Source organism: Streptomyces sp. NPDC090022, assembly GCF_044748145.1.
Classification (GTDB): Bacteria; Actinomycetota; Actinomycetes; order Streptomycetales; family Streptomycetaceae; genus Streptomyces.
The window spans coordinates 1-26167 of record NZ_JBIVFN010000010.1; the positions used below are offsets into that span (position 1 = coordinate 1).

Below are 26167 nucleotides of genomic sequence, written 5' to 3' on the forward strand. Positions count from 1 at the left end.
ACGCGAGGGAGAGGGGTTCGTCCGGCGGGGGGCGGTGTGCCCCGGCCGCCTCGGCGACAACACCAGTTAGCCAGGCCGCCGAAGCCCTGGCAACGAAGCCTCCTACGAAGCGCCATCGCAGAACGGGACCGGGGCCCCGGGGTGGGCGGCGAGCGGATCCGTGCAGGTGGGGGCGGCCTGCGGCGTGGTGAAATCGAACGGTTCATGACTACTACCCCGGTTCGTGTGTGACCTGGGCCCTATGGGGCGGCTCACCTCCAGGGCCCCCGAATCTCACCGAACGTCACCGTTCGTACCCGCGGATGCGCGAAATCCGAGCGGGACACCTCCCGGGTGGACGAGAATGCCCGGCATGACGACGTGAAGAGCAGCCGCCAGGTGGCAGCCCTGGCGCAGGACAGTGACCTGGGAGACCGTTCCCGACGGGGACCGGTGGCGCTGCGCTGCGTGCGGAACGCCTGTGCGTTCGTACCAGCACCGGTTCCATCCGCCCGAGTCCCCCCTGTACGAGCGGTGCCTCGCACTCGCGTGGTGCTCGGCGTGCCGATCTACCGCGCGAACACGGTGCACGTCCCCCGGCAGCGGGCCCTCGTCGACGCCCTCGCTCCGCTTCCGGACGACCAGCGGGAGCGGATCGCCCGTTCCGAGACACGGCTGGTCGACTACCTGGACCGCCGCGCCCGGAAAGGCCGGGAGGACGGCGACCAGTCGCGCTTCCTCAGCTCGTAGCGGTCGTCGTCGTCCCGGTCGCCGATGAAATGGAACAGCTCCAGGCGTGCGGCCGTACCGGACACGCTCCACTCCGGCAGCGCGCACCCCGCCACCTCGACGGCCACCCGCTGGCTCCAGGTGGTTCGGCCGGCCGTGAAGGTCCAGGTGCCCGGGCCCGAGCAGCTGCGCCGTACGGCGCTGGAGCCGCCGCCGGGCCAGAACTCGTCGATGCCCTCCGCGATCACCCGGCCGTCCGTGTCGAAGGTCAGATAGCCGCCCCGGCCGTCGGACCACACCCCCACCACGGCCGCCGCGGTGATCGCGGGCGGCCGGTACCTGGGGACGATGTCCGTCCACAGCGCGAAGACGCCCAGGAGACCGGCCCCCACCACGAACGCCGTGCCGCGCGTCGCCACCAGGCCGGTCAGTCCCTCCCGGCGCAGTCGGCCGACCAGGGCGGCCACGGAGAGGACGGCCGTGGCGACGGCCCAGGTCACCTGCACGGTGGACGTGGTCCAGCCGCCTTCCCGCGCCGCCCACGCGAGGGGTGCGAGCACCACCCCGACCAGTAGCGGCACCGCCGCCCACAGGTCCCGGCCGCCGGTCAGGCGGCCGAGGAGGTCGCCGAGCGCGACGGCCGGGAGCACCACCAGCAGGGACAGCAGCGCCGCCACGAGCGCGAGCACCCCCGAGAGGGACACGAACGCCGCTGCTGCCTGGAGGTAGTCGTCGATGTGCAGCGGCTCCCGGGTCACGGCGACGAGTACGCCGCCCACCAGCGTGAGCGTCGCCTCCAGGCACAGGACCAGCGTCGAGACCACCAGCAGCCGACCGTAGGAACGCTTCGCGTCCACGGGCACTCCCCCTCCCGGCGCGCCGTGCGCGGTGACCATGCGGTCAGCGCACGGCCATACTGCCAGTTGCCCTGAACGTGTTCAATAATCTTTGAGTCGGGGCGGCGGCGCCGATGCGCTCGTCACGGCCGTGCGCTCGGGCGCCGGTCGGCCATGAGCGCCTCGGCGTACCAGCGGCGGTGGACGAAGGGCTCCACGGACAGGACCGCGGCGCCCGCGACCGCGCCGACCAGCAGGGAGCCCGCACCGCCGCACACGAACGCGCCGACGCAGGCGATACCCACGGCGACCGGCCGCAGGAGGGTCAGCGGGCCCAGGCCCACCACCATGGCGAGGGTGCTGGCCCGGAAGGGCAGGACGAAGTACGCCGCGAGCGAGAGCAGGACCGCGGCGGCGTACAGCGCCAGCGGTGCGAGGTAGCCGATCGCACCGTCGGCCAGGACGGCGTACGTGCGGGCCGGGTCGGCGGCGGCCAGCAGGACGCCGGCGGCGGTCAGCGCGGGGGCGAGCAGGAGGACGGCGCCGACGGCCAGGCCCCGCGCCGACGCCCGGGCGACGGCGCGGTGCTTGCGGATCCGGGCGTCGCGCCCGGCGTAGGCCCGGAATCCGCTGAACGCCGCGTCGACGAGGCCGAGCAGACCCAGCGCGAGCGCGAGGAGGACCGGGTTCACCGCGCGGTCCCGGCGAACTGCTCCGGCCCCACCAGACGCCGGGCGGCGCGGTCGCCCATGGCTCGGCGTAGCGGCGCCTCCAGATGGGGGCGGATGCCCAGGATGGGGCGCAAGGTGGTGCAGAAAGGATTCGCCAGACCCCGGGGTTCGTACAGCAGGGGCCGGATGCCCGGGACGGTCGCGGCGCGCAGGAGCGTCTCGTCGGTGTGGGCGCGCAGGGCGGAGGAGACTCCGTCGTGGCGGCCGAGGGGGTGGCGCATCCGGGCCCGGTGGAAGATCCAGGCGCCGACGGGGGCGATCCGGTTGGCGGCGATGTCGAAGTGACAGAAGGCGAGGGCGGGCGAGGCGGCCTGGGCGCGGAAGAACTCGGTGAGGGCGGGGCCGCGGAAGTGGTGCAGGACGCCCGTGGAGATGTAGACGGTGGCGGCTTCCGGCAGGTCGAAGGCGTTGCCGTGGACGAAACGGCAGTCGAGTTCCTCCGCGCGGGCCAGCCGTTCGGCCTCGCCGACCAGTGCCGCGTCGAGGTCGACGCCGACGAGTTCGACGCCGGGGCCGAGGGCGCGGGTGGCCGCCAGCCAGCGGACGAGGTAGCCGAGGCCGGAGCCGATGTCGACCAGGCGCAGCGGCTCCGCGGACCGGCCGTCCCCGGCGGTCGCGCGGACCGCGGCGAGGAGGGGGCTGAGCACGTGGACGAGGCGCTCGCCGAGGCGCAGTTCCTCGCTGAGCCGCTGCAGCTCGGTGTGGACGCCGATCATCAGACGGTCGACGGCGTACGGGTCGAGCACGCCGTCGCTGTCGGCGGGCAGCGTCGCGACGATACGGGCGGCGCGCGGATCGCCCGCCTCACGGAGCCGGCGGATCACGTCGTCCCGGCGGACCGGCAGCCGCGCTCCGTCGACCGGGTCCGTGGCGGTGATCAGGTCGGATATCTCGAGATGAGGCACGGTCGCACACCCTAACCGCAGCCGGTCGGGCACGCCGACACGCGAGACGCCCCACCGGCCGTCGGCGCGGCGGGCGTGGTGCTGGGTCCTGCGGCGTTGCGGGGGCTCAGCCGTGGGCCGCCACCGCCGCCGGCAGGAAGGTCCAGCCGTCGAGTCTCGTTTCCCGTCGCCCGCCGGTTCCCATCCGTGGGCCAGTGCCGAGTCGAGCAGGAACCGTACGGTGCCCGGTTCGTGCAGGTTCAGGGCGCCGGTGCCGGCCGCGCCCACTTCTCCGGATCCCGCGGTGAAGCCCGCGACGTACCGGCCGGGGCCTTCGTCGAAGACGAGGCGGAGCACTCCGCCGGTGCCCGGCGGATGGGCGTGCAGGCTGAGGGTCCGGCGGCAGCCGCCATCCGCCGGCACGCGGTGACCGTGGCGGACCGTCCATATGTAGGTGCGCCCGTCGGCCACGAGCCGGCGGGGCTGCTTCGAAGAGCGGGGTACGGGCCGAGCGTACTCCGGTCGGGACGCGGCGGGCCGGCGGCCACGTCCCGTCCCCGGCCTGCCGGACCGCCGCCGGCCGGTCCTCAGCCCGCCTTCAGACGGCGTCCGATCTCCTCGGTCATCCGGCGTTGGAGGTCGGCCAGTTGCTCGTTGGTGTAGCCGGTCAGATCACCCGGATCTCCTGTCCGCCGCGGACACGTCGAACGCGCAGCGTTCCTTGCTGCGGCTCTCGCCGCCGAGCGGGACGTCCTGTACGAGGCCGACCTCGTACCCGGTCAGCCAGCCGCGCCGCTCGACCAGGGTGGCGAAGCGGTCCGTGTCGGGGAGGTAGGTGATGTCGGCGATCTCACCGGTGACATCGCCCAGGTGCGGGGCGGCCTGGGACTTGCCGACCACGTAGGGCGACCGGGCCGCCAGACCGGGAACGGGTTCGGTCACGATCCGGGCGGTGGCCATGTAGGCGCGGTCCTGGAGGTACGAGCCGTACACCAGCCAGCCGATGGTGAGGCCCAGCCCGACTGCGGCGCCCAGGCATCCGAGCGCGATGGCCGCGTTCCCGGTGCCGGCGTCGCGCCCCGCGCGCCGCCGCAGCCCTGCCACCACCAGCCAGGCCGCCGCGGTGACCGCGACGGCCAGCACGGGCAGGGCGAACCAGGCGAAGAGCTTGCGCAACTCCCAGACGACGATCGTGGTGACGTACGAGGCGTACCACAGGACGAACCCCGCCACCGCTGCCACCAGCACGCCGATCACCACGCGCAGTGTCCGCCCCATCGACGCCCCCGTCCCGCTGCTCACGTCAGCCAGCCTGGCTCGATTCTGTACGGCGGACCGGCGCGTGTCAGCAATTCGGCCGAGTCGGGGGGTTCCTGGGCGGCCGCGGGGTTTCCCGGGGTTTCCCGGGGTTTCCCGTCCCGATGGGCGACACGGGCCTCCTGGACACCAGGGGGCGTCGCGGCCCACTGTCGAAGGGCGGGCCGCGACCGGGCGGCGGGGTGCACGGGGGAGACGCCGCCCGCCACGAGCCGGTGGCCCGCGCACATCCCCATCGGGCTCCTTTCCGGAGCCACTGTCAAGGAGGAACCATGTCCGCACGTACGAAGATCACGCTGGGTGTCGCCGCTGCCGCGCTCACGATGGGGCTGACGACCGTGGCCGGGCCCGCCGCCGCGGTCCAGGCGGCGCCCGGTGCCCCCGCCGCCGAATGCGGCGTGCGCTCCGACGGCAAGCTCTATTGCGGCAACCGGGCCGGGGCCAAGGGCTATGAGCACCGCCGCTACAACTCCGCGGTGCGCGGACCGCTGAACACCAGCTTCAGCTGGTTCCAGTGCTGGGGCCGGGGCGACAACCACGCCGGCGGCAACAACGTCTGGTACTGGACGCAGCTGGACAACGGCCAGTGGGGCAACGTCCCGGCCGTGGACGTCCACACGTCGGTGGACCCCGCGCCGGGCCTGCGCGAGTGCTGATCCACCGGGCCGGATGACGGGCGGGCCGCCTCCACCCCCGAGGGGAGGCGGTCCGCCCGCGCGTGCGGGGTGGGGCTCAGGTCAGCACTCGTCGCCCCACGACGTGTAGTTCACCGTTCCCGCGCCGTAGAGGACGTGGGCGTTGGAGTCCGGCGGGTAGTGCAGGCAACCGGTCGACCACTGGCTGTCGTTCCAGGTGTAGCGCCAGTAGATGTGGTCCGCGCCGGCCCAGGCGGTGCCGTTGTTGATGATCGAGGCACCGTTGGGCGTGTACATGTTGGTCATCTTGCCCTTGGACTTCCAGCGCGGTGCCCCCTGGAAGTTGGTGTTGTCCCACACGCAGACGTACTCGCGCGGGCAGTCGGCCGGAGCGGCCGATGCGGTGGGTGCGGTGAGCAGGCTGATACCGAGCAGGGACGAGACCGCGGCGAGCACGACGCCGGTACAGCGGATGCGCTTCATTCGATCCTCCTGGTCGAACGCCGTGTCCGTCGTCGTGGGACACGGGTCTGTCATGCGGGGACGACGCTAACTCCGGCGGCCGGAACCCTTCGATCCCTGGAAGTGGGGGTTTCACGCCTCGATGCGGTGTGGTAGCAGACCTGAATGACCCGATCGAACTCACATGCGCCGAGCGATGCCGCGTTACGCCGTGCCCGCGCACGAATAGAGGAACTGGGCCGGGGGCTGCCGGACCCGATGACGCTGTTCGCCCGGCTGAACGACGTCCTTCCCGCGGTGACGGGGGCGGACGGCGTGTGCGGGCTGACGCTCGATCCGGCAACGCTCCTGCACACCGGGGGATTTCACGACAAGGGGGTCCCGCACACCCATCTGCCCCGGCTGCTGGAGATCGAGCACGGTGAGGCGGACGTCAACCAGTTCCCGGACCTCGCGCGGGGCGACCGGATCGCGGCCGGTCTGTGGCGGGAAACCGGCGACCGGCCGCTGCGCAGCACCCGTTACCGCGATGTCTACCGGCCGGCCGGGATGGGCGACGAGGTCCGCGTGCTTCTGTGCGGCGGCCGGACCGTGTGGGGGGCGCTGGTCCTGCACCGCGGCGGCGACCGGCCTGCGTTCAGCGACGCCGAGATCGCGGCCGTGTCGTCTCTCGCGCCGCTGATCGCCCCGGCGCTGCGTCGCGCGTACCTCCGCCACGACGTCATCACCGCCGCGACCCCGGATCCGGCCGCGTCCCCGGATCCGGCCGCGTCCCCGGGTCCGGCCGCGTCCCCGGGTCCGGCCGCACCCGGCCTGCTGACCTTCGACCCCGACGGCGAGCTCGACGGAGTGACCGCGACGGGGCACCGATGGCTCGACGAGCTGGGCGGCACCGCGTCCGGGGCGGGCGGGCCGGTGGGCCGGCTCCCTCAACCGGTCCTGCACGCGCGCAGCAAGGCCCGCGCGACGGGCGAGTCCACCGCGCGGGTGCGCGGCCGGACCGGGCAGTGGCTGTCTCTCACCGCCACCCGCATGGACACGGCGGGGCGGACGGCGGTCGTCGTCCAGCCCAGCCGCCCCGAGCACGTCGTCGGGATCATGATGGAGGCCTACGGCCTCACGGCCCGGGAACAGCACATCGCCGCCCTGGTCGTCTACGGCCGGTCCGACTCCGAGATCGCCAACGATCTCGGGATTTCCCCCCACACCGTCAGGGACCATCTGAAGAAGGTGTTCGACAAGACCGGGACGAACAGCCGTGGCCGGCTCCTGCAGCTCCTGTACTTCCGGCACTACCGGCCCGACGTCGAGCGCGGCCGGGGCATGGGCTCGCGCGGCTGGTTGACGACGGCGCCGTGATCCCGGCGGTGCGCGGGGTACGTGAAAGCCGCCGGTGGCGGTCTGGCATGCTGGCCGCGTGCAGCCGCCCTCGACCGTGACCCCCGAGGCGCCCGCCGTCGTGGGCGACCCGCTCCTGACCCAGGAGTGGCTCGACCTCACCTTCATCCACTGGGCCGTGGACCCGGACGTCGTGGCTCCGCTGCTGCCGGCCGGGACGGTGCCCGACACGCACGAGGGGGTCACGTACGTCGGGCTCGTGGCGTTCCGGATGCACCGGGTCGGGTGGCTCCGGCTGCCCGGGATACGGTACTTGGGCTCGTTCCCGGAGACCAACGTGCGCCTGTACTCGGTCGACGCGCAGGGGCGGCGCGGTGTCGTCTTCCGGTCGATGGACGCCTCGCGGCTGATCCCGGTCGTGATGGGACGGGTCGGCTTCCGGCTGCCGTACCTGTGGTCGCGGATGAGCGTCCGTACCGAGGGCGACATCGTCGAGTACGCCAGCTCCCGCCGCTGGCCCGGACCGCGCGGGGCGCACAGCCGCATCACGGTGGCCAGGGGCGAGCGGATCGAGGAGCCCACCGAGCTGGAGCACTTCCTCACCGCCCGGTGGGGCATGCACAACGCCTTCTTCGGCGGGGCGGCGTACCTCCCGAACGATCATCCGCGCTGGCCGCTGTACCGCGCGGAGCTGCTCACGTGCGAGGAGGACCTGCTGGCCAGCGCCGGTCTTCCGACGCCGCGCGAGGCCCCGGTCAGTGTCCTGTACTCGCCCGGAGTCCCGGTGCGGCTCGGCCGCCCGTCCCTCACCTCGGCCTCCGCCGACCCCACCACCGTCCCCCACCCGCGCCCGCGTCCCCAGCTCTGAGGTCTCTCCGGCAGAGGGGGAAGGGCCTACCCGGCGGCGAGTTCGGCGTTCGCCCTGGCGGTGACGTGGGCGAGGGCGCGGCCGGCTATCTCTCGCTCGGCCTCGGGCAGGTCACCGTACAGCCGCTCGGTGAGCCCGGCCACCGCGTCCGTGAGCGCTCGGTGTATCCGCTCCCCCTGGTCGGTGAGGGATGAACCGGCGCTGTCGAGCAGCCCCGCGTCGACGAGTTCGTCCAGGAGGGCGGCTGCCGCTGAGGTGCCGATCTGCAGTGTCGTCGTCATGCGGTCGACGGCTCCGGCGCGGTCGAGTCCGTCCGCGACGGCCTTGAGCGCCACGGACTGGTGGAAGGTCAGGCCCGAGGCGGCGAGGAGCCGGTCCCGCACGGCAGCGATCGCGTGGTACGTGATACCGATCAACTGGCCGTTCAGGAGGGGGGCGGTGGCGGTCATGGGTGCATCTCCCTGTGGTGCGGCGTGGTGGAGCTCCGACCATCAACCGGAGAACTCTCCGGTTGACCTGACGCAAGACTAAACGGAGAGCTCTCCGATTCGCAAGGGGTAACCGGAGACGTCTCCGGTACGTCCGCTAGGCTGCTCCGCATGACCGCCCCCACCGAGCGCGCCGACGCCGCCCGCAACCGCCTCCGCATCCTCGACGCCGCCCGGCGGCTGCTCGCCGTGGACGGCTTCGCCGAGCTGCCCCTGGACGCGGTGGCCAAGGAGGCCGGGGTGGGGGTCGGCACGGTCTACCGGCGGTTCCAGAACCGGGCGGGGCTCGTCTACGCGCTGATCGAGGACAACGAGACCCGCTTCCAGGAGGCGTTCGCGCGCCACGAGGGGGGCGCCGCGCCGGCGTACGACCGACTGCGGGCCTTTCTGCACGGCCTGGCCGAACTCGTCGACGAAAACCGGGAGTTGCTGCTCCTCGCGGAGTCGAGCGCGCCGGCGGGGCGCTATCACAGCGCCCCGTTCCGCCGGCACCACGAGCAGATCACCGGCATGGTCGCCGAACTCGCCCCCGGTGCCGACGCCGCCTACCTGGCGGACCTGCTCCTCATGGCGTACACGCCCGGCCTGTTCGCCTTCCAGCGCACCGAGCGCGGCTGGGACCTCGACCGCATCAAGGCCGGCCTGGACACGGTGATCGCCGGCATCGCGGCCGCCGAAGGGGTGGCGCGCTGAGGGGGTCCCGGCCTGTGGGGGCTACGCGCGCTCCGTGAGGCGGCCGGTCATCACCAGGTCGCCGTCCGGGGTGCGCCGCGCCAGGACGCCGGTACGGAAGTACCCGTCGTCGCTGAAGGAGCCCGTATCGGGGACGGGCGCCCGGTAGTAGCCGCGCAGCGTGTACGGGCCGCGGACGAGGAGTTCGCCGCGCTCCCCCTCGGGCACGTCCTCGCCGCCCGGACCGACGATGCGGATCTCGTCGTCGGGCGAGAGCGGACGGCCATGGGTGCTCAGCTCCGACGCGTCCGGACCGACGGGCGCAGTGAGCGTCACCAGCCCCTCGGCCATGCCGACGTCCTGCTGGAGGCGGCAGCCCCACGTGGCGCCGATCCGTGCGGCCGTCACCCGGTCCGGGGGCGCGCCGCCCAGCTGTACCAGGCGCAGACTGCTCATGTCGGCGCGGACCGCGGGGAACGCGTCGAGCCAGAGCCCGGCGGTGGCCGGCTCCAGGGAGGTGAGGGTGACCCGCTCCCGCTCGACGAGGGCGAGGTGTGCGGCGGCTCCCGGAGCATCCGGGAGGACGACGGTGCCGCCCACCGAGAGGGTGCCGACGGCACCGGGGCGGCCGACGGCGAAGGGGGACTCGGCGGACGGCCCGACCAGGTACACGTCGTCCTCGGTGAGCGACACCGCAGCGGCGGCGGCCCGCGCCTGGTACGCGTAGTCGTTGTGGGTGCGTGGCACGAGCAGCGGCCGCTCGGCCGTGGTCGCGCCGGAGAGCAGGAAGAGGGCCACCTCGTCGGCGCTCTGCGCGAGGGCCGGCTCGGGCGCGGCGTCGATGGTGCCCAGCGGGGAGTACTGGCAGCCGGCCGGATCGGTCGTCAGACCGCCGTACGGGGGAGGGCGCGCCGGGCTCCTCGAAGGTGAAGACCCGGCGCAGGAAGGGCCAGCGGGCCCGCGATGTCCGCGGCCATCGCCGTGTGGTCGAAGCCCTCGTGCGTCGAGGGAGCGACGTACCCGACGGCCTGGGTGAGCCGTACGATCTCCGGCACCTCGGCGGCGCGGTGGGGCGCGAGCGGGCAGAGCACGGGATGCGCGCCGGCGCGCATGAGAGCCCCTCACCAGGAGGAACGGCCGGGGCGCTCAGGCGAACTGCCGCCCCAGGAAGTCCAGCATCGGCCCCGCCGCGACGCTCCAGTACGCCCAGCCGTGGCCGCCCGGCGCCAGCACCACCTCGGCGTCCACGCCGCGGGCCGCGAACGCGGACCGCAGGTCCGCCGTCCCCAGCAGGTGGTGGAAGTCCTCCGTGCCGCAGCCGAGGTGGTAGCGGGTGCGCCGGAGCCGGCCGGGCGGGGTGCGCCGGACGATGCGGGCCAGGTTGTACTCCTGGGCGCGGTCCGTCAGCCGGGCGGATCCGGCCAGGTTCCGGCCGAAGGCGTGGCCGAAGAAGCGGTTCCACTCCGGCATCGGCATCAAGCGGTAGCCCTCGTCGGTGAAGTGGGCCGTGCTCAGGCCGGCGGCGGCACCGAACACGCCCTGGTACCGCAGGGCGTACATCAGCGCGCCGTAACCGCCCATGGAGAGCCCGGCGACGGCGCGCCGCTCCGGCCGGCCGCCCAGCCCGTGGGCCCGTTCGACGGCCGGCACGAACTCCTCGATGAACATGTCCTCGTAGCGCAGGAGGCCGCCTGCGGACCCGATGCCTCCGGTGGCCTCCGTGGGACCGGTGGCATCGGTGGCGCCCAGGTCGTTGATGTAGAAGGTCTCGTCCGCCCCGCCGCCCGGTCTGCCGGGGTCGCGCCGGGCGTCCGGCATGACGAGGGCGCACGGCGGGATCCGGCCCGCCGTGATGGTGCGTTCCAGGGTCGCCACGATGCCGCCCTTGACGGCCCAGTCGGTGTGTTTCCCGCTCGCCCCGTGCAGCAGGAAGAGGACCGGGATCCCGCCGTCCGCCCCGCCGCGGCCGTCGGGTGCGGAATCCACCCCCGCGGGCAGGTAGAGGCTGTACGGGACCTCCCGCCCGAGCAGCCGGCTGTGCACGGTCAGGTCGGTGCGCAGTGAGCCGGCGCCGGGGACGGAGGCGGACGGGGAGGGGGACGGAGCGGGCGGGGCGGCGGACGGTGCCGGTCCCGCCGCTCCGGGGCGGGCCCCGCCCCGGAGCAGGAGGGCCGCGGACACGGCCGCGAGGGATCCGCCCGCACCGGCCGCGAGCAGGGAGCGACGCGCGGGAAGGTTCACCACGCCACCCATGACACGGCCCGCCTCCCCGGCAGGCAAGCGACCACGCCGCGCGGCTGCGCGCCGTGACGCGACGGGTGACGCCGTACCGTCCGGGTGGCGGCTCCGCGGGGACAGCGCGCCGGGTGCGGCGTAGGCTCGTCCGCAGGAGGCCCATGGCACTTCGTGTACGTCGCGGGGCCCGACGGGACCGCGGGAGGACGTATGACCGCGGGAGGACGTATGACCGCGGGAGGACGTATGACCGCGGGAGGACGTATGACTGCGCTCGGCGACCTGATCGGGATCGACGACAGGACCGTGCTGGTCCTCGGGCAGGAGCTGGACGTCGCGCACGGCCGGCCGGACGTCGCCAACGCCCTCGTGCACCGGGCCGGAGAGACCCTCGTCCTCGTCGACACGGGCGTCACCACGGCCTTCCGGGCGGCGCTGCGGGAGGCCGCGGGCCGTGTCGGGCCCTGGTCCCGGGTCCTGCTGCTGACCACGCACGGCCACCCCGACCACGTCGCCAACAACGACCTGGCCGACGCGCTGGACGTACCGGCCGAGCACTACGTCCCCGCGCCCGACGTCGGCCAGATGTGCGACCCGCTGTCGTACTGGGTACGCTCCTTGGCCCGCATCGCCGGGGTGACGCCGCTGCCGGCGCCCGAGCGGGCCGCCGCCGCACTGACGGCGCTCTTCCGGCCGATGCGCCCGTTCGGGGCGACGACCCGCGCCTACGAGGAGCGGCCGCTGGAGCGGATCCGGATCGGCTCCACCCGGTTCACCGGCTGGAGCTTCGCCGGCGGTGCGGTCCGTGTGCTACGCAGCCAGGGCCACTGCGCAGGGCATGTGATCGTGCACCTGCGGGACTGCGGCGTCCTTCACCTGTCCGACGAGGGCAACGGGGCGTGCGGCGCCATGGCCGACGCCGACCAGCTCAAGATCCAGACCGTGCTCGGCTCCGTCGCCCGCCTCTTCGAGGAGGGGGAAGCGGCGGTCCTGACGGACGGACACACCTTCGCCGTGCGGCGCGGCGCCGAGGTGGCGCCGTACCTGGACGGGCTGTTGGATCAGGCGGTCGCCCTGCAGGAGGCGGCACTCGGCCTGACCGCGGCCGGCGGAGGGATCCGGCCGAGCGCCTTCGCCTCCCGGTACGGGGAGGCCTTCGCCGGTCTGGGAGGCGGCGGCGCCAATCCGAACCCGATGTTCACCGCCATGATGGCCGTCAACCAGCTCCGCGAACTGGGCCTGCGCCCGGAGTCCGGCGGCGCCGACGCGCCCTGGTCCCGGCCGGCGTTGCAGTACCCAGACCCCGGCCCCGACGCCGACCCCGAGGCGGACGCGCCGCGCCCCGGATCCGACGGGTGACCCTCCCCGCGGCGGCGCTCAGGCGCGCCGCACCCCGTCGAACATGCCCGGGACGAGGTCGCTCCAGCCGAGGTCGCGGCGGACCTTGCGCAGGTACCGCTTGAAGGTCGTGGCGTCGACGTATCCCTGATGGCGGGCGGTGTCGACGAACCTGATGCCCCCGCCGAGGTCGGGGCGGTCCCGGCGCACGCGGCGCCGGAACGCCTCCGCCCGGGCCGGGGCCCTGCGCTGGTCGTCGAGGTGCTGGGCGATGAGGTTGCCGACGTGGTCGAACAGCGTGTAGGCGCTGGAGTTGGTCTCGAAGCAGCCGAGGCCGAAGAGGTTCGGCCGGGTCCGGCTGAACGCGGTGAGGTAGAGGTCGGGGCGGCCCGCCGGGACGACAGCCGGGTACGGCAGCCCCGCAGGCTTGACCGGGACGCGTCACGGGAGTTCACTCCCCTCACACGCAGGTCTGGACCAGCATGCGAATCGAGGCCCCATGCCCACCCCCACACGCGGCCGCGCCTTACGACGGGTGGCGCTCGTCACCGCCTGCCTGACCCTCGCCCTCGGCTGGGGACCGGCCACCTCCGCCGCCCCGCAGACCACCCGGACCGCAGCGGCCCATGCCGCCGACCAGGTCACCGGGGCGACCGGTTCCCACGGCGTCGGCGCCGTCACCTTCGAGGACTCCTTCGACGGTCCGGCCGGAGCCGCCGTCGATCCCGGCAGATGGCAGATCGAGACCGGCGACAACGTCAACAACCACGAACGCCAGTGGTACACCCCCGGCGCGTCCAACGCCGCGCTCGACGGTCAGGGCAACCTGGTCATCACCGCCCGCCGCGAGAACCCCGGCAACTACCAGTGCTGGTACGGCCGGTGCGAGTACACCTCCGCCCGCCTCAACACCGCCGGCCGGTTCACCCAGACGTACGGGCACGTCGAGGCCCGTATGAAGGTCCCGCGCGGGCAGGGCATGTGGCCCGCCTTCTGGATGCTCGGCCATGACATCGGCCAGGTCGGCTGGCCGGCCAGCGGCGAGATCGACGTGATGGAGAACGTCGGCTACGAGCCGTCGACCGTCCACGGCACCCTCCACGGACCGGGGTACTCCGGCGGCGGCGGTATCGGCGCCGCGTACACCCTGTCCGGCGGACGCGCCTTCGCCGACGACTTCCACACCTTCGCCGTGGACTGGTCGCCGGGCTCGGTCACCTGGTCGGTGGACGGACAGGTCTACCAGCGCCGGACCCCCGCCGACCTCGGCGGCCGCACCTGGGTGTTCGACAAGCCGTTCTTCCTGATCCTCAACCTCGCGGTGGGCGGAGACTGGCCGGGCAACCCGGACGGCACGACGCCGTTCCCGAACCAGCTGGTGGTCGACCACGTACGGGTCAGCACCTCGGACGGCGGCGGGGGCGGGCGCACCGGGACCTTCGTCGGCCTGGCCGGCAAGTGCCTGGACGTGGCGGGCTCGCAGACCGCCAACGGCACCCAGGTGCAGCTCTACACCTGCAACGGCACCGGCGCCCAGCGGTGGACCCTGCCGGGCGACGGCACCGTGCGGGCCCTCGGCAAGTGCCTGGACGTCGACGCGGCCGCGACCGAACCCGGTGCCAAGGTCCAGCTGTGGGACTGCAACGGGACCGGCGCACAGCGGTTCGACCACAACGGCACCACCCGCGACCTGGTGAACGTCCCGGCCGACAAGTGCGTCGACGTGCGGGAACAGAACCCGGCCGACGCGACCCCGGTCCAGACCTGGTGGTGCAGCGGCAACCCGAACCAGAAGTGGACCTTCACCGGCTGACCGGCCCCGCCGTGCCCCGAGAAGAAGATGAAGAAGCCCCCGCGCCCGGACCGCGGCGCGGGGGCTTTACGAACCGTCCCGTCCTACGAGGCCGCCGCCCGGAACGCCGCCGTCAGCCGCCCCACGGCTCCCGTCAGGTCCCCGGTGAGCAGCAGGTGGTCCGCCTCGGCGAACGGCTTGGCCGTACCTTGCGTGAACCGCCCGCCGATCCGGTGGGCCACGATCGACCGGGCCCGGTCCGCCACCGCGCGCCCCGCCTCCGAGTCGGCCCCGGCGGTCCGTTCGACCACCTCCGCGGCGACCGCGAGGGCCCGCAGCGCCGGCTCGCCGCCCTGGGGTGCCGCACCGAGCGTGGTCAGCCCCCAGCCGTACGGGAACTGGGGATCGTACGCCGCGTCCCCGACGTTGATCGGGAGCTGGGCCTGCGACCTGGGCCAGGTCACCGGCAGCCGGCCGGTGAACGCCCGCTTGCCGTAGAGGACGTCGGCGACGCCGTCGCCCTCGGTACCCGGCAGCCACGACGCGACCAGGGCCGTCATCCCCGCCAGCCGGTCGCCGATCAGCTGCGGCCGCCCGGACACGACGAGCACCGCGCACCGCATCGCCGCGCACACCCGGTCCACCGCCGCCTTGTCGGCCGCGGACAGCTCCAGGTCGTGGCCGTTGCCGACGTCCCCGACGCCCTCCGCGTACGGGGTCTCGCCGACCACCACCACGCCCACGTCGTGCCCGGCCGTCGGTGCGGAGGCGTCCTTCGAGTACGTCACCGCGTCCGGCGAGGCGGCGGCCTTGCGCATGCCCTCGAGGATCGTCGTCCCCTGGGTGATCCTCCCGGACGAGCCCTGCCAGCTGACGGTCCAGCCGCCGGCCTGGTTGCCGAGGTCGTCCGCGTTGGAGCCGGCGACGTACACCTTCTGCGCGGGCTTCAGCGGCAGCAGCCCGCCCTCGTTCTTCAGCAGGACCTGCGACTTCGCCGCCGCCTCGCGGGCCACCGCCCGGTGCCCGGCGGAGCCCACCCGGCCGAGTCCGGACCGGTCGGCGTACGGCTTCTCGAAGAGCCCGAGCCGGAACTTCTGCGTCAGGATCCGTGCCACGGCGTCGTCGATCCGCGCCGCCGGGATCCGGCCCGCGGCCGCCTCGCCGACCAGCGTGCGGTGGAAGTCCTGGTACACGGTCGGCACCATGATCATGTCCAGGCCGGCGTTCACCGAGGTCCGCACGTCGCTCGCGTAGTCGCCGGGGATCTGGTCGATGGCCTGCCAGTCGCTGACGACGAAGCCCTCGAAGCCCATCCGGTCCTTGAGCACGCCGTTGATCAGCTCGGCGTGGGCGTGCATCTTGACCGGGCCGGCGTCGTCGCCGGGGAAGTCCACCGAGGAGTACGACGGCATGACCGTCCCCACCCCGCGCTCGACAGCCTCCCGGAACGGCGCCAGGTGCACCGCCTCCAGCTCCTGCCGGGACACCCGGGTGACGCCCTGGTCGATGGTGTACGAGCCGGTGGTGGAGGAGCCGTACGCGGTGCCGCCGTCGCCCACGTAGTGCTTGGCCGTGGCCAGCACCTTGTCGGCGCGGTCCAGGTCGCGTCCGTCCGGCGCGCCCTGCATACCGCGGATCACCGTCTCCATGGCGGTGACCAGCGCGGGGTCCTCGCCGAAGGCTTCGTAGGAGCGGCCCCAGCGCTCGTCGCGGGTCACGCACAGACACGGCGCGAAGTCCCAGGGCACGCCCGTCGCGCGGACCTCGGCGGCGGTCACCGCGCCCGTCCGCTCGGCCAGCCCCGGGTCGCGGGAGGCGCCCAGGCCGATGTTGTGCGGCATGATCGTGGAGCCGACGACGTTGTTGTGGCCGTGCACGGCGTCGACGCCGTAGATCAGCGGGATCTGCAGCCGGGCCGCCCGGGTGCGCAGCTGGTAGCCGTCCACCATGTCCGCCCACGCCGCGGGGGTGTTGGGGTTGGGCACGGAGCCGCCGCCGGACAGCAGCGATCCCAGCCCGTACGCCGCGATGTCGCCCGGGGCCTTGAGGGCGTTGCGCTCGGCCTGCGTCATCTGGCCGGCCTTCTCCTGCGGGGTCATGCGGGCGAGGAGGTCGGCGACCCGCTGGTGCACCGGCAGTTTCGCGTCGAGGTACGGGAGTCCGTGCGCGTCGATGACGACGAGCGGGTCCTCAGCGGGCGGCCGGGCACCGGTCACGGTCAGCTTCACCGGCACGGTCTCGGCGGTCTCGCCGTCGCGGTCCCCGGCGGTGGTGACGGCGATGGTGCGGGAGGTGCCGGAGGGGGTGCCGGCCGGGAAGGTGAGCGTGCCGCTCACCGGCCGGTAGTCGGCGCCGGGTGTCGCGGTGCCGCCCTCGGTGGTGTACGCGACGGTCACCGGCTCGGTGAGCGGTCCGGAGCCGGTCGTGGCCACGGAGACGCGTACGTCGGCGGAGCCGCCTTCCTTCACAGGGTGAACGGTCGTGTCGGTGACGACCTTGGTCTGGACGACCGGGTCGGCGGCGCCGTACACCTCCACTCCGTCGATCATGAACTCGCCGGCCCGCCCGACCGGGAAGGTGAAGGCGTAGCCCCACATCCCGGTCAGGCCGAGCACCTGGTCGATGCCGCCGACCGGCTGGTAGTCGGTGCGGTACTCGAACCGCGAGAACGGGATCTCGACGAGGTGCCAGCCCTGCCAGTCGTCGGTGAAGGAGGTCGTCCACAGCTCGGACGCCTCGCCGTTGGCCCCGCCGTCCTTGAGCTCGAAGTGCACGCGCGGGCCCGAACCGGGCGGCAGCGGCGCGGTGTTCTGGCCGTACCACCAGAAGCGGATGCCGCCCCGGGCGCTCCAGTCGTGGGCGGGCCGGTCGAAGGCGAAGTCATGGCTGAAGCCGCCCCAGCCGCTGATGTCGTACGCGCCGTGCAGCACCTTCGTGCCCTCGGGGGCGTCGGCGCGCTCCCGCAGCTCCAGGCGCGGCTGGTCGTCCGCGTCGCTGCCCCAGGTGAAGATGCCCTCGGCGGGCGGTCCGGCGAAGGGGATCTCGCCCTCGAAGCGGTCGACCGCCGTCGGGGGCGGCGGTTCCCCGGGGGCGGCCGTGGCCCGGGCCTGGGCGAGCGGCAGGAGTCCGGCGAGCACACCGGCCGCGGCCAGCAGGGCGGTTCTGAGCCGGCGCCGGGCCGGTGTCACACGTGCTGTGTTCACGAGGTGCCTCCGAGGTCTATACCACGGGACAGGACATCGCGTGAGTCAACTGAACCGCCCCGTCACCGTCAAGACTTCACGGCACGACTGGCTGAATGCCGCCGTCGAGGGGGGCGTGGGGCAGGCTGCGTTCGACTCCTGAAGCCGTCCGGGGAGGCCGGCCCCGGCGCCGTCCGCCGGCCCGGGCGACGATGCCGCCGGTCGGCCCGGGGTCATCCGCATCGCACTCGCCGCCGTCCTGACGGCCGCGCTCGCGCAGGGGTCGTGGCACTGGTTCGCGCCGTACGTCCGCTGACACTCCTCGCGGTGGTCTTCTCCTTCTACCGGCTGCCGAGGTGGACTCCCGGCGCGCGTTCCGCGTACGCGCGCAATCTCACCGCGTACGCGCTGGTCGTCGGCCTGTGCGTGGCGATCACGCTGGCTCCGATGCTGCAGCGCTGGGCGTGGCTGTTCCCGATGCCGGGCATTTGGGCCGGCTGTCCCGCGCCGGGCAGGTACGAGAGCCTGCGCGCGGAGGCGGCGCTGGGAGACGTGGCCGGCCACGACCCCGCCGCGCCGGCCCGCGCGCAGGAGGCCCGGAGCCAGGAGGCGATCGCCGACTGCCTGTCGGCCACCACGACCCTGTGGCTGCCGCTGTACGCGGCCGGGGCGGCGGTGGCGGTGGCCGTGATCGCGTGGTCAGTCGACCGGGCCCGGGCGACGAACGGGGCCCCTGGGGTCTCCTGACCCCGTGTCGGCTCCTCGGACGACGGGCGGATTCCCGTCCTCATGGGGTGTCAGGGTGGTCCATGGGCGCGGAGGCGGACGGTCTCGGCCCGCGCACACGCACACGCACACGCGTACGTAAGCATGGACACGCACACGCACCCGCACGCCACCCCGAACGGAGCAGCCCGATGAGCCGTACCTTCCAGGTCACGTTCGACGCCCGGGACCCGTGGGCACTGTCGTCCTTCTGGCGCGACGCCCTCGGCTACGTCCACCCCGGCCCGCCCGGGGTCGACCTGCCCGAAGGCGCCGACCCGCTGGCCGCGTGGGACGACTTCCTCGCGCGGGTCGGCGTACCGGAGGAGGAGCGCCGTACGAAATCGGCCATCGAGGATCCGGACGGGCAGGGCCCGCGGCTGTTCTTCCAGCAGGTGCCGGAGGGCAAGACCGCCAAGAACCGCGTGCATCTGGACGTCCGCGCGGCTCCCGGGCTGCGGGGTGAGGAGCGGATGGCGGCACTCGAGGCCGAGTGCGAACGGCTCGTCGGGCTGGGCGCGAAGCGGCTGCGCCGCGACGAGCCCGCTCCCCCGCTGAGCGAGGGCTTCATCGTGATGGCCGACCCCGAGGGCAACGAGTTCTGCCTGGACTGACGCGTGCCGCCGTCCGTCATGCGGAGGGGCGTACCCGCCCCTGCCGCCGCTGTTCGGGGAGGCGGAAGCCGTGGAAGAGGTCGTCCATGCCGCGCAGGGCCAGGCGGTCGGGGATGGCGCGGACCGCGAGGTCGCGGGCGGCCGCGGCGAGCGGGTTGCGGACGGCGCCACCCAGACGGCCGACCCGGCGGGCCCGGGCGCGCACCGCGTCGGTGCGGTCGCGGCGGGCGGCGGTGTACGCCGCGAGGGCGGCCGGCACGCCGTCCGAGTCGGCCGCGCCGTACGAGTCGGCCGCGCCGTCAGTGGTGTCGCCGCCGTCGGCGCCGTCTCCGGCGGGAAGCAGGTGGGCGAGGACCGCCGCGTCCTCGATGGCCTGGCAGCCGCCCTGGCCGAGGTTGGGGGCCATGGCGTGGGCGGCGTCACCCAGCCAGACGATCCGGCCGTGGTGGAGGCGGGGCAGCGGGGCCGCCAGGTCGTAGAGGTCGTTCTGGAGGACGTCGGCGGGGTCGAGACGGCGGACGCGCTCCAGAAGGGCCGGGATCGGGTCGTGCCAGGCACCGAAGCGGTCGCTCAGTTCGGCGCGCGGATCGGCGGACCGGGTGCCCGCCGGGACGACCGCGGTGGCGTAGAGGTAGAGCCGGCCGTCGGAGAGCGGGGTCACGCCGAACCGCTCGCCCCTCCCCCAGGTCTCGCTCATGGCCTGGATCCGCAGGTCCGGGGCCTCCACGAGGGCCCGCCAGGCGGTCTCGCCGATGTAGTGCAGGCCGGGGTGGCCGGGGAAGTACGCGCGGCGCAGCGGGCTGTTGATGCCGTCGGCGGCCACGACCAGATCGGCGGACAGCTCCGGGCCGGCTTCCGTGATGACGACCGGTCGGTCCGCGGCTTCGTCGACGGCGGTCACGGTGGTGCCGTAGCGCAGGGTCCCTGGTGGGAGGGCCGCGGCCAGCGCGGCGGTGAAGGCCGGGCGCGGGACGGCGATCGGCGCGATGCCGTAACGGGCCGCCATGTCCGCGGTGGGGGTCCGTACGAGCCACCGGCCGTCGGTTCGCCGCAGGCCCATCGCCGCGGGTACGGCGCTGCCGACGGCGCGTGCGGCGTCGACGCCGATCACGTCGAGCGCGCGCAGGGCATTGGGGGCGAGGCCGATACCGGCGCCGGTGACCGGGGGTTCGGGGGCGCGCTCGCAGACGGTGACGTGCCAGCCGCGGCGGTGCAGTGCGACGGCCGCCGTGAGACCGCCGATTCCGGCCCCGGCGACCACCGCGTGACGTCTCGGCATGGAACACCTCTCCGATCGGTTCGGGCCTCCGGAACCTGCGCAGGACCCTCACTCTAGGACAGCCGTACGAGGACGGATCCGGCGAGGTACGGAGGCGGCCGGACACGTACGCGTACGCGGCCGGACACGTCCGGCCGGAGGTGCCCACCGGGCGCGTCGCCACCACCCTGGGGGTAACCGGACGTCTCCCCCGGTGGGAGGCGGGGTCACCCCCTGGTGGTACGGGGCGGTCAGCTCCTGGTGGGCCGACACGGACGGTGGCCCGCGGCTACCTTGTCGCCCACCCGGCACCGCCCACGACGGAGGACCGCCCCATGCAGACCCGTTCGGCCGATCACCCTCGCAGGCGCGTGGCATGGGGGATATCCCTGGTCCTGATCTCGGTCACGACGCTCCTCGCGAGCGCGCCCGGGGCCGCCACCGCGGCCGCCCCCGCCGCCGTCACCCCGGTTCCGGTTCCGGTGCTGTCCTGGGGTCCCTGCGACGGCGCGGGCGCCGATGCCCCGCAGGACGGCTTCGAGTGCGCGACCGCCCGGGTTCCCCTGGACCACCGCCGGCCCACCGGACGCACGCTCGACCTCGCGGTCACCCGGCGGCCCGCGGCCGACCGGTCGCACCGTACCGGTGTCCTGGTGCTGCACCCCGGCGGACCCGGAAATTCGGGGGTCGACTTCGCCCGCAACAGTTACGCCGCACTCCCCGCCTCCCTCCGCGACGCCTTCGACGTCGTCGGGTACGACATGCGCGGTGTGGCGCGCAGCGGGCAGGTGGAGTGCTGGAACGACACGGAGTTCGCCGCGGCCGTCGACGCGGCGCGCGGCGCGCCCGGCCCCGATGCCCCGCACACGGCGATCCGGCAGGGCCTCGACTTCGCCACCGCCTGCCGGGAACGCGCCGCGGACCTCGTGCCGTTCATCGGCACCGGGTCGAACGCCAAGGACCTCGACCTGCTGCGCCGGGCGCTCGGCGAGGAGACGCTCTCCTTCTACGGCCGTTCCTTCGGAGCGTACGTCGGCACCGTGTACGCCGCGCAGTTCCCCCGGCGCGTGCGCGCCATGGTGCTGGACGGGGCGTACGATCCGCGGCGCTACGCCGATGTGCCGTACGCGTACGACGCCCCGCAGTTCGTCGCGCTGGACGCGGCGGTCGGCCGGTTCCTGGACTGGTGCGCGGAGAACGCCTCCGCCTGCGGATTCGGCGAGGGCCGGCCGCGGCAGGCGTTCGAGGAACTGAAGCGGGCGCTGGACTCCCACCCCGTCGTCACGCCGAGCGGACGCCCGGCCACCGGTTACACCCTCGCCTATCGCCTCATGTTCAACATCAACGCGGGCCGGGTGATCTGGCCCTACCTGGGGCAGGCCCTGCGGGCGGCCCAGGCGCGCCAGATGTCGTTCCTGCTGTCGCCGCCCTCACCGGGGTCCTTCGACTTCCTCAACGTCAATCTGGCCGTGGAGTGCGCCGACCGCGTCTACCCGCGCAGCCGTCCGCTCCTGAGCGCGGCGGTCAGGGCCGAGGCCGCGGCCGCCCCGCTGCTGGGACCCGCGATCGGGTTCGGGCCGCCGAGCTACGACCACAACCACGCGCCCGCCTGCGCGCAGTGGGCGGTGGAGCGGCCGAGCCGCTACGAGGGCTCCTACCGGGCGGCCGGCTCCGCCCCGATCCTGGTCCTGGGGACGACCGGGGACCCGGACACCCCGTACCAGGACGCCGTGGCCCTCGCCGGGACGCTGGACAACGGGCGTCTGCTGACGTTCGCCGGTGAGGGGCACACCGCCTACAACCGGAGCGCGTGCGTCAGCGCCCTGGTGACGGACTACCTCGCCGGCCTGTCCCTGCCGGCGCGCGGCACGGTCTGCGCGGACGAGGCGCCCCCGGAGGGCATCGGCCGCCGCCTGTCGTCCCTGGAGGTGGACGAGACGCGCGATGTGATCCCCGCCCTCCGCTGAACCGCCGGTGCCCTCGCCCGCGGCCCCGAACTGCCGCCCGGCGAGGGCACCGTCGCGTTCCGGCCCGGTCAGCTCCAGGTGTGCTGACCGCCGATCAGCAGCACGTGCTCCAGTACGTCCTCCAGGGGGTCGTCGATCTGCCCGGTGTTGATCAGGGCGACGGTGGGCCCGTTGTGCGCGTCACGGTGGTACTCGTCGGCGACGGCGGTCCCGGCGGCGGCGACGGCGGTGAGAACGGCGGCCGCACCGGCCGCACAAGCGGTAGTAATGATCTTCCTCATGCCCCGCCCAACGAGCCCGTCCGGCACGGGACACGGGACCCGGGACCCGGACCGGGACCGGGACCGTGACCGGCACCGGCACCGGCACCGGCACCGCTCGCCTTTCCGGAGAGCCACCGGTGCAGGGCGGGGCCGCCCGCCGCGATCGACACGGTCAGGGCGACCGCCGTGATCACGCTCGGCTCGGAGAGCCACAGGCCGAGGACACCGTCCAGGACCAGGGCGGCGACGACCAGCAGGATCTTCGCCAGCAGCAGGCCGGCGTGCAGGCGGTGGTCGGCGGGCCGGCCGAGGCGGACGCGCCGGCGGTGGACGAGGGTCATGGCCGCTCCGGCGCACACGACGAGCGCGACCAGGCGCAGCGCGTGCTCCCAGGCGGGGGTGTCCGAGCCGAGGACCCAGACGGCACCCATGACGATGCCCGCGACTGCGTACACGGCCGGGCGGGGGTGTCCCTGTGCCCGCGCGTCCCTGATGCGGCTACCCGGCATGGCTGCCTCCCGGCTCCCGTGGGTCACACGAAACACAAACAACTTGCACTTCGAGTGTCATAACTTTGGGCGCGGTCGTCAAGGGGGAGCCCGTCCCGGGCGGAGCGTCCCCTGCCGGTGACCGGGTGTGGCGTCGCCGGCATGATCGATCGGATACGGGGATCGTTCCCCGGCCACGAGGTGAACCTCGTCCTCGGGGAGGGGGACGGCTGGACGTGGGCCGTGCACGAGATGGTGACCGCCGAGACGGATTTCGCGCCGGTCGACTGTCACCGGCTCGGCCCGGAGGGGGTCGAGCCGGTGGTGCTCGTGACGGAACCGTGCAGCGCGAAGGCCCGTCCGCCGGAGTTCCGGTACGTCCGCGCTGCTCACACCGTCCTCCGCTTCGGCGTCGACGACCTACAGCAGCGGGTGGGACAGGACCCGGAGCACCTCTCCCCCGCGCTCCTGGCCGCCGGCCTCATCGGCCCCGACGCGTACGGCGAGGCGGCGGACGAGGACGACGGCCACACCTGCTACGACCACCGCGCGGACGACCGCGCCCGGCTGCTGCGCGTGATCACGGACTTCTTCGGCCTCCCCGCGCTGCCGCCCTCCTTCCCGCCGGAGGCGACGGCCCGGTGACCGCCCCCTCGCTCTCCGCGGACGCGTCGGGGGTTTCCGTACGGGCAATCGGTCGTTGGGGGAGGAAAGAGGAGGTTTCCCATGCCGACGGAGCAACCCGCACAGCAGCCCACGGCCGAGCTCGACGCCCGGTACAGCTCCGCGCTCAACCCCCGGCCCGGCGCCGCGGACGTCGTCGCGACCGAGTGGGCCGAGGCCCTGCGACAGCTGCAGGCTGCCGAGATCTTCTGGTTGTCCACGGTGCGGCCCGACGGGCGGCTGCACGTCACTCCGGTGATCGCCGCCTGGCAGGACGGGGTGCTGTACTTCTCGACCGGCCCGACGGAGCAGAAGGCGAAGAACCTCGCCCATGACGCCCACTGCGCACTGACGACCGGCGGGAACGCGCTGACCGAGGGGCTCGACCTCGTGGTGGAGGGCACGGCGGAGCAGGTCGCCGATCCGGCGCGGCTGGAGGAGGTGATCACGGCCTATGAGGCGAAGTACGGGGCGCACATCACCTCGCCCGAGGGCACCTTCCACGGCATCGGGGACGCGTTCCGCAAGGGCGACGCGGTGGTGTTCGCGGTGGCTCCGGGCACGGCGTACGGCTTCGGCCGCGACGACGGCGTCTACACGCACACGCGCTGGACGTTCTGACGACGCCCCGCACCCGGTGGACCGGATGGAGCACGAGCGGATGCCGACCCACCGGGCCGGGACTACGGTCCGCTGGTATGACGCGCAGATCAGCCGGCCCTGAGCCCGGCGGCGGGTCCGGTCCCACCCGGCGCGCCCTCCTCGCCGCCGGCGCGGGGGCGGGGGCGGCGCTCGCCGCGGGCTGCGCGCCCGCGGGCGCGCCCGGGGCGCCGGCGCCCACGCGGACGCCGGGCGGCGCCACCTCGCCCGCCCCGGCCGCGGCCGGCCCCACCCCCGGCGTGATGACCCTCTTCAAGGACCCCGGGTACAACTTCAGCGGCCTCCTCGCGCTCGGCGCCTCGGGCGCCGGGGCCGCCGAGGTCGGCGAGGTCCTCACCGCCGTGAACGCGATCAACACGGCCGGCCTGTCCGCACAGGCGTACGTCGAGACGTTCCGGAGGCTCGGCGACCAGTTGCTGAAGGCGCCCCCGGGCGCGCCCCCGGACGATCGGACGAAGCAGTTCCGGGCCCTGCGGGCCGCGCAGTACTACGGCCAGGCCCTGTTCTTCGTCCTCGGCTCCGACGACCCGGGCAGCGAGGAACGGCTGTACCGGGCGGGCCGCGGCGCCTGGGACACCTTCTGCGGCCTGTGCGAGCCGGCCCCGGTCGAGGCCGCGGTCCCGTACGGCACGACGCCGTTGCCGGTGTGGTTCTTCCGCCCCGACACGTCGGACACCCCCCGCCCCACGGTGATCCTGACCAACGGCAGCGACGGCCAGAACGTCGACATGTGGACGTACGGCGTCCCCGCCGCGCTCGATCGCGGCTGGAACGCCCTCGTCTACGACGGCCCCGGGCAGGGACAGCTGCTCTTCGTCGACCGGGTGGTGTTCACGCCCACCTGGGAGAAGGTGGTCGGTCCCCTGATCGACTGGCTCTCGGCCCGCCCCGACGTGGACACCGCCAGGATCGCCCTGACCGGCCTCAGCATGGCGGGGGACCTCGCGCCGCGGGCGGCGGCGTTCGAGCACCGGATCGCCGCCCTGGTGGCCATGCCGGGCTGCGTCGAGCCGTGGCTGGGCTTCCCGCCCGAGATCCGGCGGATCCTCACGCCCGACAAGGAACAGACGAACACCATCTGGAACGAGGAGGTCGTTCCCGAACTGCCCCCGGACGCGGCCGCCGTGATGAAGAAGCGGTTCGAGCCCTTCTCCATCCCGGCCATGCTCGAAGCGCGCCAGGGCAGGCTGTTCACGGACTTCTACACCCCCGCCACCCGTATCCGCGCGCTGACGATCACCTCCGTCGTCGACCGCATCAAGGCGCCCACCCTGGTCCTGGACTACGACGACGAGCAGTTCTACCCGGGCCAGCCGCGCCGGCTGTACGACCGGCTCACCTCGCCGAAGGACTACGTGAAACTGACGGCGGCCCAGGGCGCCCAGCTCCACTGCTCCCCCATGGCCCCGCAACTGCACTGCGAGGTCGTCTTCGACTGGCTCCAGGCCACGCTCGCGGGCCGCTGAGCCGTGGCGTCGCCGGGACCCGGCGCACCGGGCCGTGTCGGCCGTGATCCGGCCGTGGCGCACGGCACAGTGGAGGCATGAACGCGGACAACAGGAACATTCTGGCCCGGGGGCGCGTCGCGACCCGGCTGCCGGCGCAGGACCTGGACCGGGCGCGGCGCTTCTACGCCGAGAAGCTCGGCCTGGAGCCCGTCGACGAACGGCCCGGCGGGCTGCTGTACCGCTGCGGCGACACGGAGTTCGCCCTGTTCACGTCGACGGGTTCGTCGCCCGGCACCTTCACGCAGATGGGCTGGGTCGTCGACGACATCGACACGCTCGTGGCGCAGCTCCGGGAGCGCGGGGTGACGTTCGAGGACGTCGACGTGCCCGGGATCCGGACGGATGGCGGGATCGCCGAGATCCACGGGCACTATCCGAGCAAGGGCGCCCGCGGGGAGCGGGCCGCCTGGTTCCGCGACAGTGAGGGCAACCTGCTGGGCGTCGGCGAGCCGGTCGTCTGAGGAGCGGCGACCCTACGACGGTCCGGCCGGCGGA

Annotated in this window: 28 protein-coding genes; 14 read left to right on the top strand and 14 right to left on the bottom strand. The window is 73.9% G+C overall.

Annotated features, from left to right (window positions below; translation table 11 throughout):
* Positions 1-540 precede the first annotated feature (540 nt).
* The gene (locus tag ACIPXB_RS19315; protein WP_401451272.1) at positions 541-729 is read left to right on the top strand and encodes a hypothetical protein; all 189 of its coding nucleotides are present in this window, start codon (positions 541-543) and stop codon (positions 727-729) included.
* Here the strand turns inward: ACIPXB_RS19315 and ACIPXB_RS19320 are convergent.
* The 4 genes from ACIPXB_RS19320 to ACIPXB_RS19335 all read right to left on the bottom strand — a co-directional run bounded on the left by ACIPXB_RS19320 (position 663) and on the right by ACIPXB_RS19335 (position 4461).
* Complete coding sequence (locus ACIPXB_RS19320) at positions 663-1565, bottom strand: hypothetical protein (protein ID WP_401451275.1); 903 nt, start codon at positions 1563-1565, stop codon at positions 663-665. The two genes, ACIPXB_RS19315 and ACIPXB_RS19320, sit on opposite strands and share 67 nt — an antisense overlap.
* 122 nt (positions 1566-1687) lie before the next feature.
* Positions 1688-2236: a hypothetical protein gene (locus ACIPXB_RS19325; protein ID WP_401451277.1), complete on the bottom strand. Its 549-nt coding sequence runs from the start codon at positions 2234-2236 to the stop codon at positions 1688-1690.
* A complete protein-coding gene (locus tag ACIPXB_RS19330; RefSeq protein ID WP_401451280.1) occupies positions 2233-3180 on the bottom strand; it encodes a class I SAM-dependent methyltransferase in 948 nt (315 codons plus the stop codon). Before ACIPXB_RS19330 ends, ACIPXB_RS19325 begins: the two co-directional genes overlap by 4 nt.
* A 651-nt stretch (positions 3181-3831) precedes the next feature.
* Positions 3832-4461, bottom strand: a complete 630-nt coding sequence (locus ACIPXB_RS19335) for a hypothetical protein (protein WP_401451282.1) — start codon at positions 4459-4461, stop codon at positions 3832-3834.
* Between the two features lie 287 nt (positions 4462-4748).
* Here ACIPXB_RS19335 and ACIPXB_RS19340 point away from each other — a divergent pair, with 287 nt between their 5' ends.
* Entirely contained in the window at positions 4749-5132 is a 384-nt protein-coding gene (locus tag ACIPXB_RS19340; protein ID WP_401451284.1) for a hypothetical protein, read from the top strand.
* A gap of 81 nt (positions 5133-5213) precedes the next feature.
* On the opposite strand, the gene ACIPXB_RS19345 is transcribed toward ACIPXB_RS19340, so the two are convergent.
* A complete protein-coding gene (locus ACIPXB_RS19345) occupies positions 5214-5594 on the bottom strand; it encodes a peptidase inhibitor family I36 protein (RefSeq protein ID WP_401451287.1) in 381 nt (126 codons plus the stop codon).
* A gap of 144 nt (positions 5595-5738) precedes the next feature.
* Between ACIPXB_RS19345 and ACIPXB_RS19350 the strand changes: the two genes are divergently transcribed.
* Positions 5739-6932, top strand: a complete 1194-nt coding sequence (locus ACIPXB_RS19350; RefSeq protein WP_401451289.1) for a LuxR C-terminal-related transcriptional regulator — start codon at positions 5739-5741, stop codon at positions 6930-6932.
* A gap of 58 nt (positions 6933-6990) precedes the next feature.
* Positions 6991-7779: a YqjF family protein gene (locus tag ACIPXB_RS19355; protein WP_401451291.1), complete on the top strand. Its 789-nt coding sequence runs from the start codon at positions 6991-6993 to the stop codon at positions 7777-7779.
* A gap of 26 nt (positions 7780-7805) precedes the next feature.
* On the opposite strand, the gene ACIPXB_RS19360 is transcribed toward ACIPXB_RS19355, so the two are convergent.
* Entirely contained in the window at positions 7806-8228 is a 423-nt protein-coding gene (locus tag ACIPXB_RS19360) for a hypothetical protein (protein WP_401451293.1), read from the bottom strand.
* A gap of 150 nt (positions 8229-8378) precedes the next feature.
* Here ACIPXB_RS19360 and ACIPXB_RS19365 point away from each other — a divergent pair, with 150 nt between their 5' ends.
* On the top strand, positions 8379-8960 hold the full coding sequence (locus ACIPXB_RS19365; protein ID WP_401451295.1) for a TetR/AcrR family transcriptional regulator: 582 nt from the start codon (positions 8379-8381) through the stop codon (positions 8958-8960).
* Positions 8961-8981: 21 nt separating this feature from the next.
* On the opposite strand, the gene ACIPXB_RS19370 is transcribed toward ACIPXB_RS19365, so the two are convergent.
* The 3 genes from ACIPXB_RS19370 to ACIPXB_RS19380 form a co-directional block, all read right to left on the bottom strand.
* On the bottom strand, positions 8982-9737 hold the full coding sequence (locus ACIPXB_RS19370; protein WP_401451298.1) for an AMP-binding protein: 756 nt from the start codon (positions 9735-9737) through the stop codon (positions 8982-8984).
* An 86-nt stretch (positions 9738-9823) separates the two neighbouring features.
* Positions 9824-10051: a hypothetical protein gene (locus ACIPXB_RS19375; protein WP_401451301.1), complete on the bottom strand. Its 228-nt coding sequence runs from the start codon at positions 10049-10051 to the stop codon at positions 9824-9826.
* Positions 10052-10085: 34 nt separating this feature from the next.
* Positions 10086-11183 carry an alpha/beta hydrolase gene (locus ACIPXB_RS19380; RefSeq protein ID WP_401451304.1) on the bottom strand — a complete coding sequence of 366 codons (1098 nt, stop codon included), beginning with the start codon at positions 11181-11183 and terminating at the stop codon, positions 10086-10088.
* A gap of 255 nt (positions 11184-11438) precedes the next feature.
* Between ACIPXB_RS19380 and ACIPXB_RS19385 the strand changes: the two genes are divergently transcribed.
* The gene (locus ACIPXB_RS19385) at positions 11439-12533 is read left to right on the top strand and encodes an MBL fold metallo-hydrolase (RefSeq protein WP_401451306.1); all 1095 of its coding nucleotides are present in this window, start codon (positions 11439-11441) and stop codon (positions 12531-12533) included.
* Between the two features lie 18 nt (positions 12534-12551).
* Here ACIPXB_RS19385 and ACIPXB_RS19390 read toward each other — a convergent pair whose 3' ends face one another.
* On the bottom strand, positions 12552-12722 hold the full coding sequence (locus ACIPXB_RS19390; RefSeq protein WP_401451309.1) for a hypothetical protein: 171 nt from the start codon (positions 12720-12722) through the stop codon (positions 12552-12554).
* A 289-nt stretch (positions 12723-13011) separates the two neighbouring features.
* Here ACIPXB_RS19390 and ACIPXB_RS19395 point away from each other — a divergent pair, with 289 nt between their 5' ends.
* Complete coding sequence (locus tag ACIPXB_RS19395; RefSeq protein ID WP_401451310.1) at positions 13012-14325, top strand: ricin-type beta-trefoil lectin domain protein; 1314 nt, start codon at positions 13012-13014, stop codon at positions 14323-14325.
* Between the two features lie 83 nt (positions 14326-14408).
* On the opposite strand, the gene ACIPXB_RS19400 is transcribed toward ACIPXB_RS19395, so the two are convergent.
* Positions 14409-17507, bottom strand: coding sequence for a glycoside hydrolase family 3 protein (locus ACIPXB_RS19400; RefSeq protein WP_401451313.1), 3099 nt, complete (start codon positions 17505-17507; stop codon positions 14409-14411).
* Between the two features lie 264 nt (positions 17508-17771).
* Here ACIPXB_RS19400 and ACIPXB_RS19405 point away from each other — a divergent pair, with 264 nt between their 5' ends.
* Together ACIPXB_RS19405 and ACIPXB_RS19410 are read left to right on the top strand one after the other, a co-directional pair.
* Positions 17772-18233, top strand: a complete 462-nt coding sequence (locus ACIPXB_RS19405; RefSeq protein WP_401451315.1) for a hypothetical protein — start codon at positions 17772-17774, stop codon at positions 18231-18233.
* A gap of 170 nt (positions 18234-18403) precedes the next feature.
* Positions 18404-18865, top strand: a complete 462-nt coding sequence (locus ACIPXB_RS19410; RefSeq protein WP_401451318.1) for a VOC family protein — start codon at positions 18404-18406, stop codon at positions 18863-18865.
* A gap of 16 nt (positions 18866-18881) precedes the next feature.
* Here ACIPXB_RS19410 and ACIPXB_RS19415 read toward each other — a convergent pair whose 3' ends face one another.
* Positions 18882-20144 carry an FAD-dependent monooxygenase gene (locus ACIPXB_RS19415; RefSeq protein ID WP_401451321.1) on the bottom strand — a complete coding sequence of 421 codons (1263 nt, stop codon included), beginning with the start codon at positions 20142-20144 and terminating at the stop codon, positions 18882-18884.
* A gap of 350 nt (positions 20145-20494) precedes the next feature.
* On the opposite strand from ACIPXB_RS19415, the gene ACIPXB_RS19420 reads away from it, so the two are divergent.
* Positions 20495-22090, top strand: a complete 1596-nt coding sequence (locus tag ACIPXB_RS19420) for an alpha/beta hydrolase (RefSeq protein ID WP_401451323.1) — start codon at positions 20495-20497, stop codon at positions 22088-22090.
* A 68-nt stretch (positions 22091-22158) separates the two neighbouring features.
* On the opposite strand, the gene ACIPXB_RS19425 is transcribed toward ACIPXB_RS19420, so the two are convergent.
* Together ACIPXB_RS19425 and ACIPXB_RS19430 are read right to left on the bottom strand one after the other, a co-directional pair.
* Positions 22159-22371 (bottom strand): hypothetical protein, encoded by a 213-nt coding sequence (locus ACIPXB_RS19425; protein WP_401451325.1) that lies wholly within the window; start codon positions 22369-22371, stop codon positions 22159-22161.
* A complete protein-coding gene (locus tag ACIPXB_RS19430) occupies positions 22368-22808 on the bottom strand; it encodes a hypothetical protein (RefSeq protein WP_401451327.1) in 441 nt (146 codons plus the stop codon). Before ACIPXB_RS19430 ends, ACIPXB_RS19425 begins: the two co-directional genes overlap by 4 nt.
* Before the next feature lie 195 nt (positions 22809-23003).
* Here ACIPXB_RS19430 and ACIPXB_RS19435 point away from each other — a divergent pair, with 195 nt between their 5' ends.
* From ACIPXB_RS19435 to ACIPXB_RS19450, 4 genes are all read left to right on the top strand, one after another.
* On the top strand, positions 23004-23486 hold the full coding sequence (locus ACIPXB_RS19435; protein WP_401451329.1) for a hypothetical protein: 483 nt from the start codon (positions 23004-23006) through the stop codon (positions 23484-23486).
* Positions 23487-23567: 81 nt separating this feature from the next.
* A complete protein-coding gene (locus ACIPXB_RS19440) occupies positions 23568-24125 on the top strand; it encodes a pyridoxamine 5'-phosphate oxidase family protein (RefSeq protein WP_401451331.1) in 558 nt (185 codons plus the stop codon).
* Between the two features lie 77 nt (positions 24126-24202).
* Positions 24203-25630: an alpha/beta hydrolase family protein gene (locus ACIPXB_RS19445; RefSeq protein WP_401451333.1), complete on the top strand. Its 1428-nt coding sequence runs from the start codon at positions 24203-24205 to the stop codon at positions 25628-25630.
* A gap of 77 nt (positions 25631-25707) precedes the next feature.
* On the top strand, positions 25708-26133 hold the full coding sequence (locus ACIPXB_RS19450) for a VOC family protein (RefSeq protein ID WP_401451336.1): 426 nt from the start codon (positions 25708-25710) through the stop codon (positions 26131-26133).
* Positions 26134-26167 lie beyond the last annotated feature (34 nt).

What these genes read in the sequence shown, in the direction of transcription:
- ACIPXB_RS19345 (WP_401451287.1), bottom strand. Translation starts at nt 5,594, where the DNA reads ATGAAGCGCATCCGCTGTACCGGCGTCGTGCTCGCCGCGGTCTCGTCC.
- ACIPXB_RS19360 (WP_401451293.1), bottom strand. Translation starts at nt 8,228, where the DNA reads ATGACCGCCACCGCCCCCCTCCTGAACGGCCAGTTGATCGGTATCACG.
- ACIPXB_RS19410 (WP_401451318.1), top strand. Translation starts at nt 18,404, where the DNA reads ATGAGCCGTACCTTCCAGGTCACGTTCGACGCCCGGGACCCGTGGGCA.
- ACIPXB_RS19340 (WP_401451284.1), top strand. Translation starts at nt 4,749, where the DNA reads ATGTCCGCACGTACGAAGATCACGCTGGGTGTCGCCGCTGCCGCGCTC.
- ACIPXB_RS19425 (WP_401451325.1), bottom strand. Translation starts at nt 22,371, where the DNA reads ATGAGGAAGATCATTACTACCGCTTGTGCGGCCGGTGCGGCCGCCGTT.
- ACIPXB_RS19415 (WP_401451321.1), bottom strand. Translation starts at nt 20,144, where the DNA reads ATGCCGAGACGTCACGCGGTGGTCGCCGGGGCCGGAATCGGCGGTCTC.
- ACIPXB_RS19365 (WP_401451295.1), top strand. Translation starts at nt 8,379, where the DNA reads ATGACCGCCCCCACCGAGCGCGCCGACGCCGCCCGCAACCGCCTCCGC.
- ACIPXB_RS19445 (WP_401451333.1), top strand. Translation starts at nt 24,203, where the DNA reads ATGACGCGCAGATCAGCCGGCCCTGAGCCCGGCGGCGGGTCCGGTCCC.
- ACIPXB_RS19395 (WP_401451310.1), top strand. Translation starts at nt 13,012, where the DNA reads ATGCCCACCCCCACACGCGGCCGCGCCTTACGACGGGTGGCGCTCGTC.
- ACIPXB_RS19450 (WP_401451336.1), top strand. Translation starts at nt 25,708, where the DNA reads ATGAACGCGGACAACAGGAACATTCTGGCCCGGGGGCGCGTCGCGACC.
- ACIPXB_RS19350 (WP_401451289.1), top strand. Translation starts at nt 5,739, where the DNA reads ATGACCCGATCGAACTCACATGCGCCGAGCGATGCCGCGTTACGCCGT.
- ACIPXB_RS19375 (WP_401451301.1), bottom strand. Translation starts at nt 10,051, where the DNA reads ATGCGCGCCGGCGCGCATCCCGTGCTCTGCCCGCTCGCGCCCCACCGC.
- ACIPXB_RS19440 (WP_401451331.1), top strand. Translation starts at nt 23,568, where the DNA reads ATGCCGACGGAGCAACCCGCACAGCAGCCCACGGCCGAGCTCGACGCC.
- ACIPXB_RS19435 (WP_401451329.1), top strand. Translation starts at nt 23,004, where the DNA reads ATGATCGATCGGATACGGGGATCGTTCCCCGGCCACGAGGTGAACCTC.
- ACIPXB_RS19385 (WP_401451306.1), top strand. Translation starts at nt 11,439, where the DNA reads ATGACTGCGCTCGGCGACCTGATCGGGATCGACGACAGGACCGTGCTG.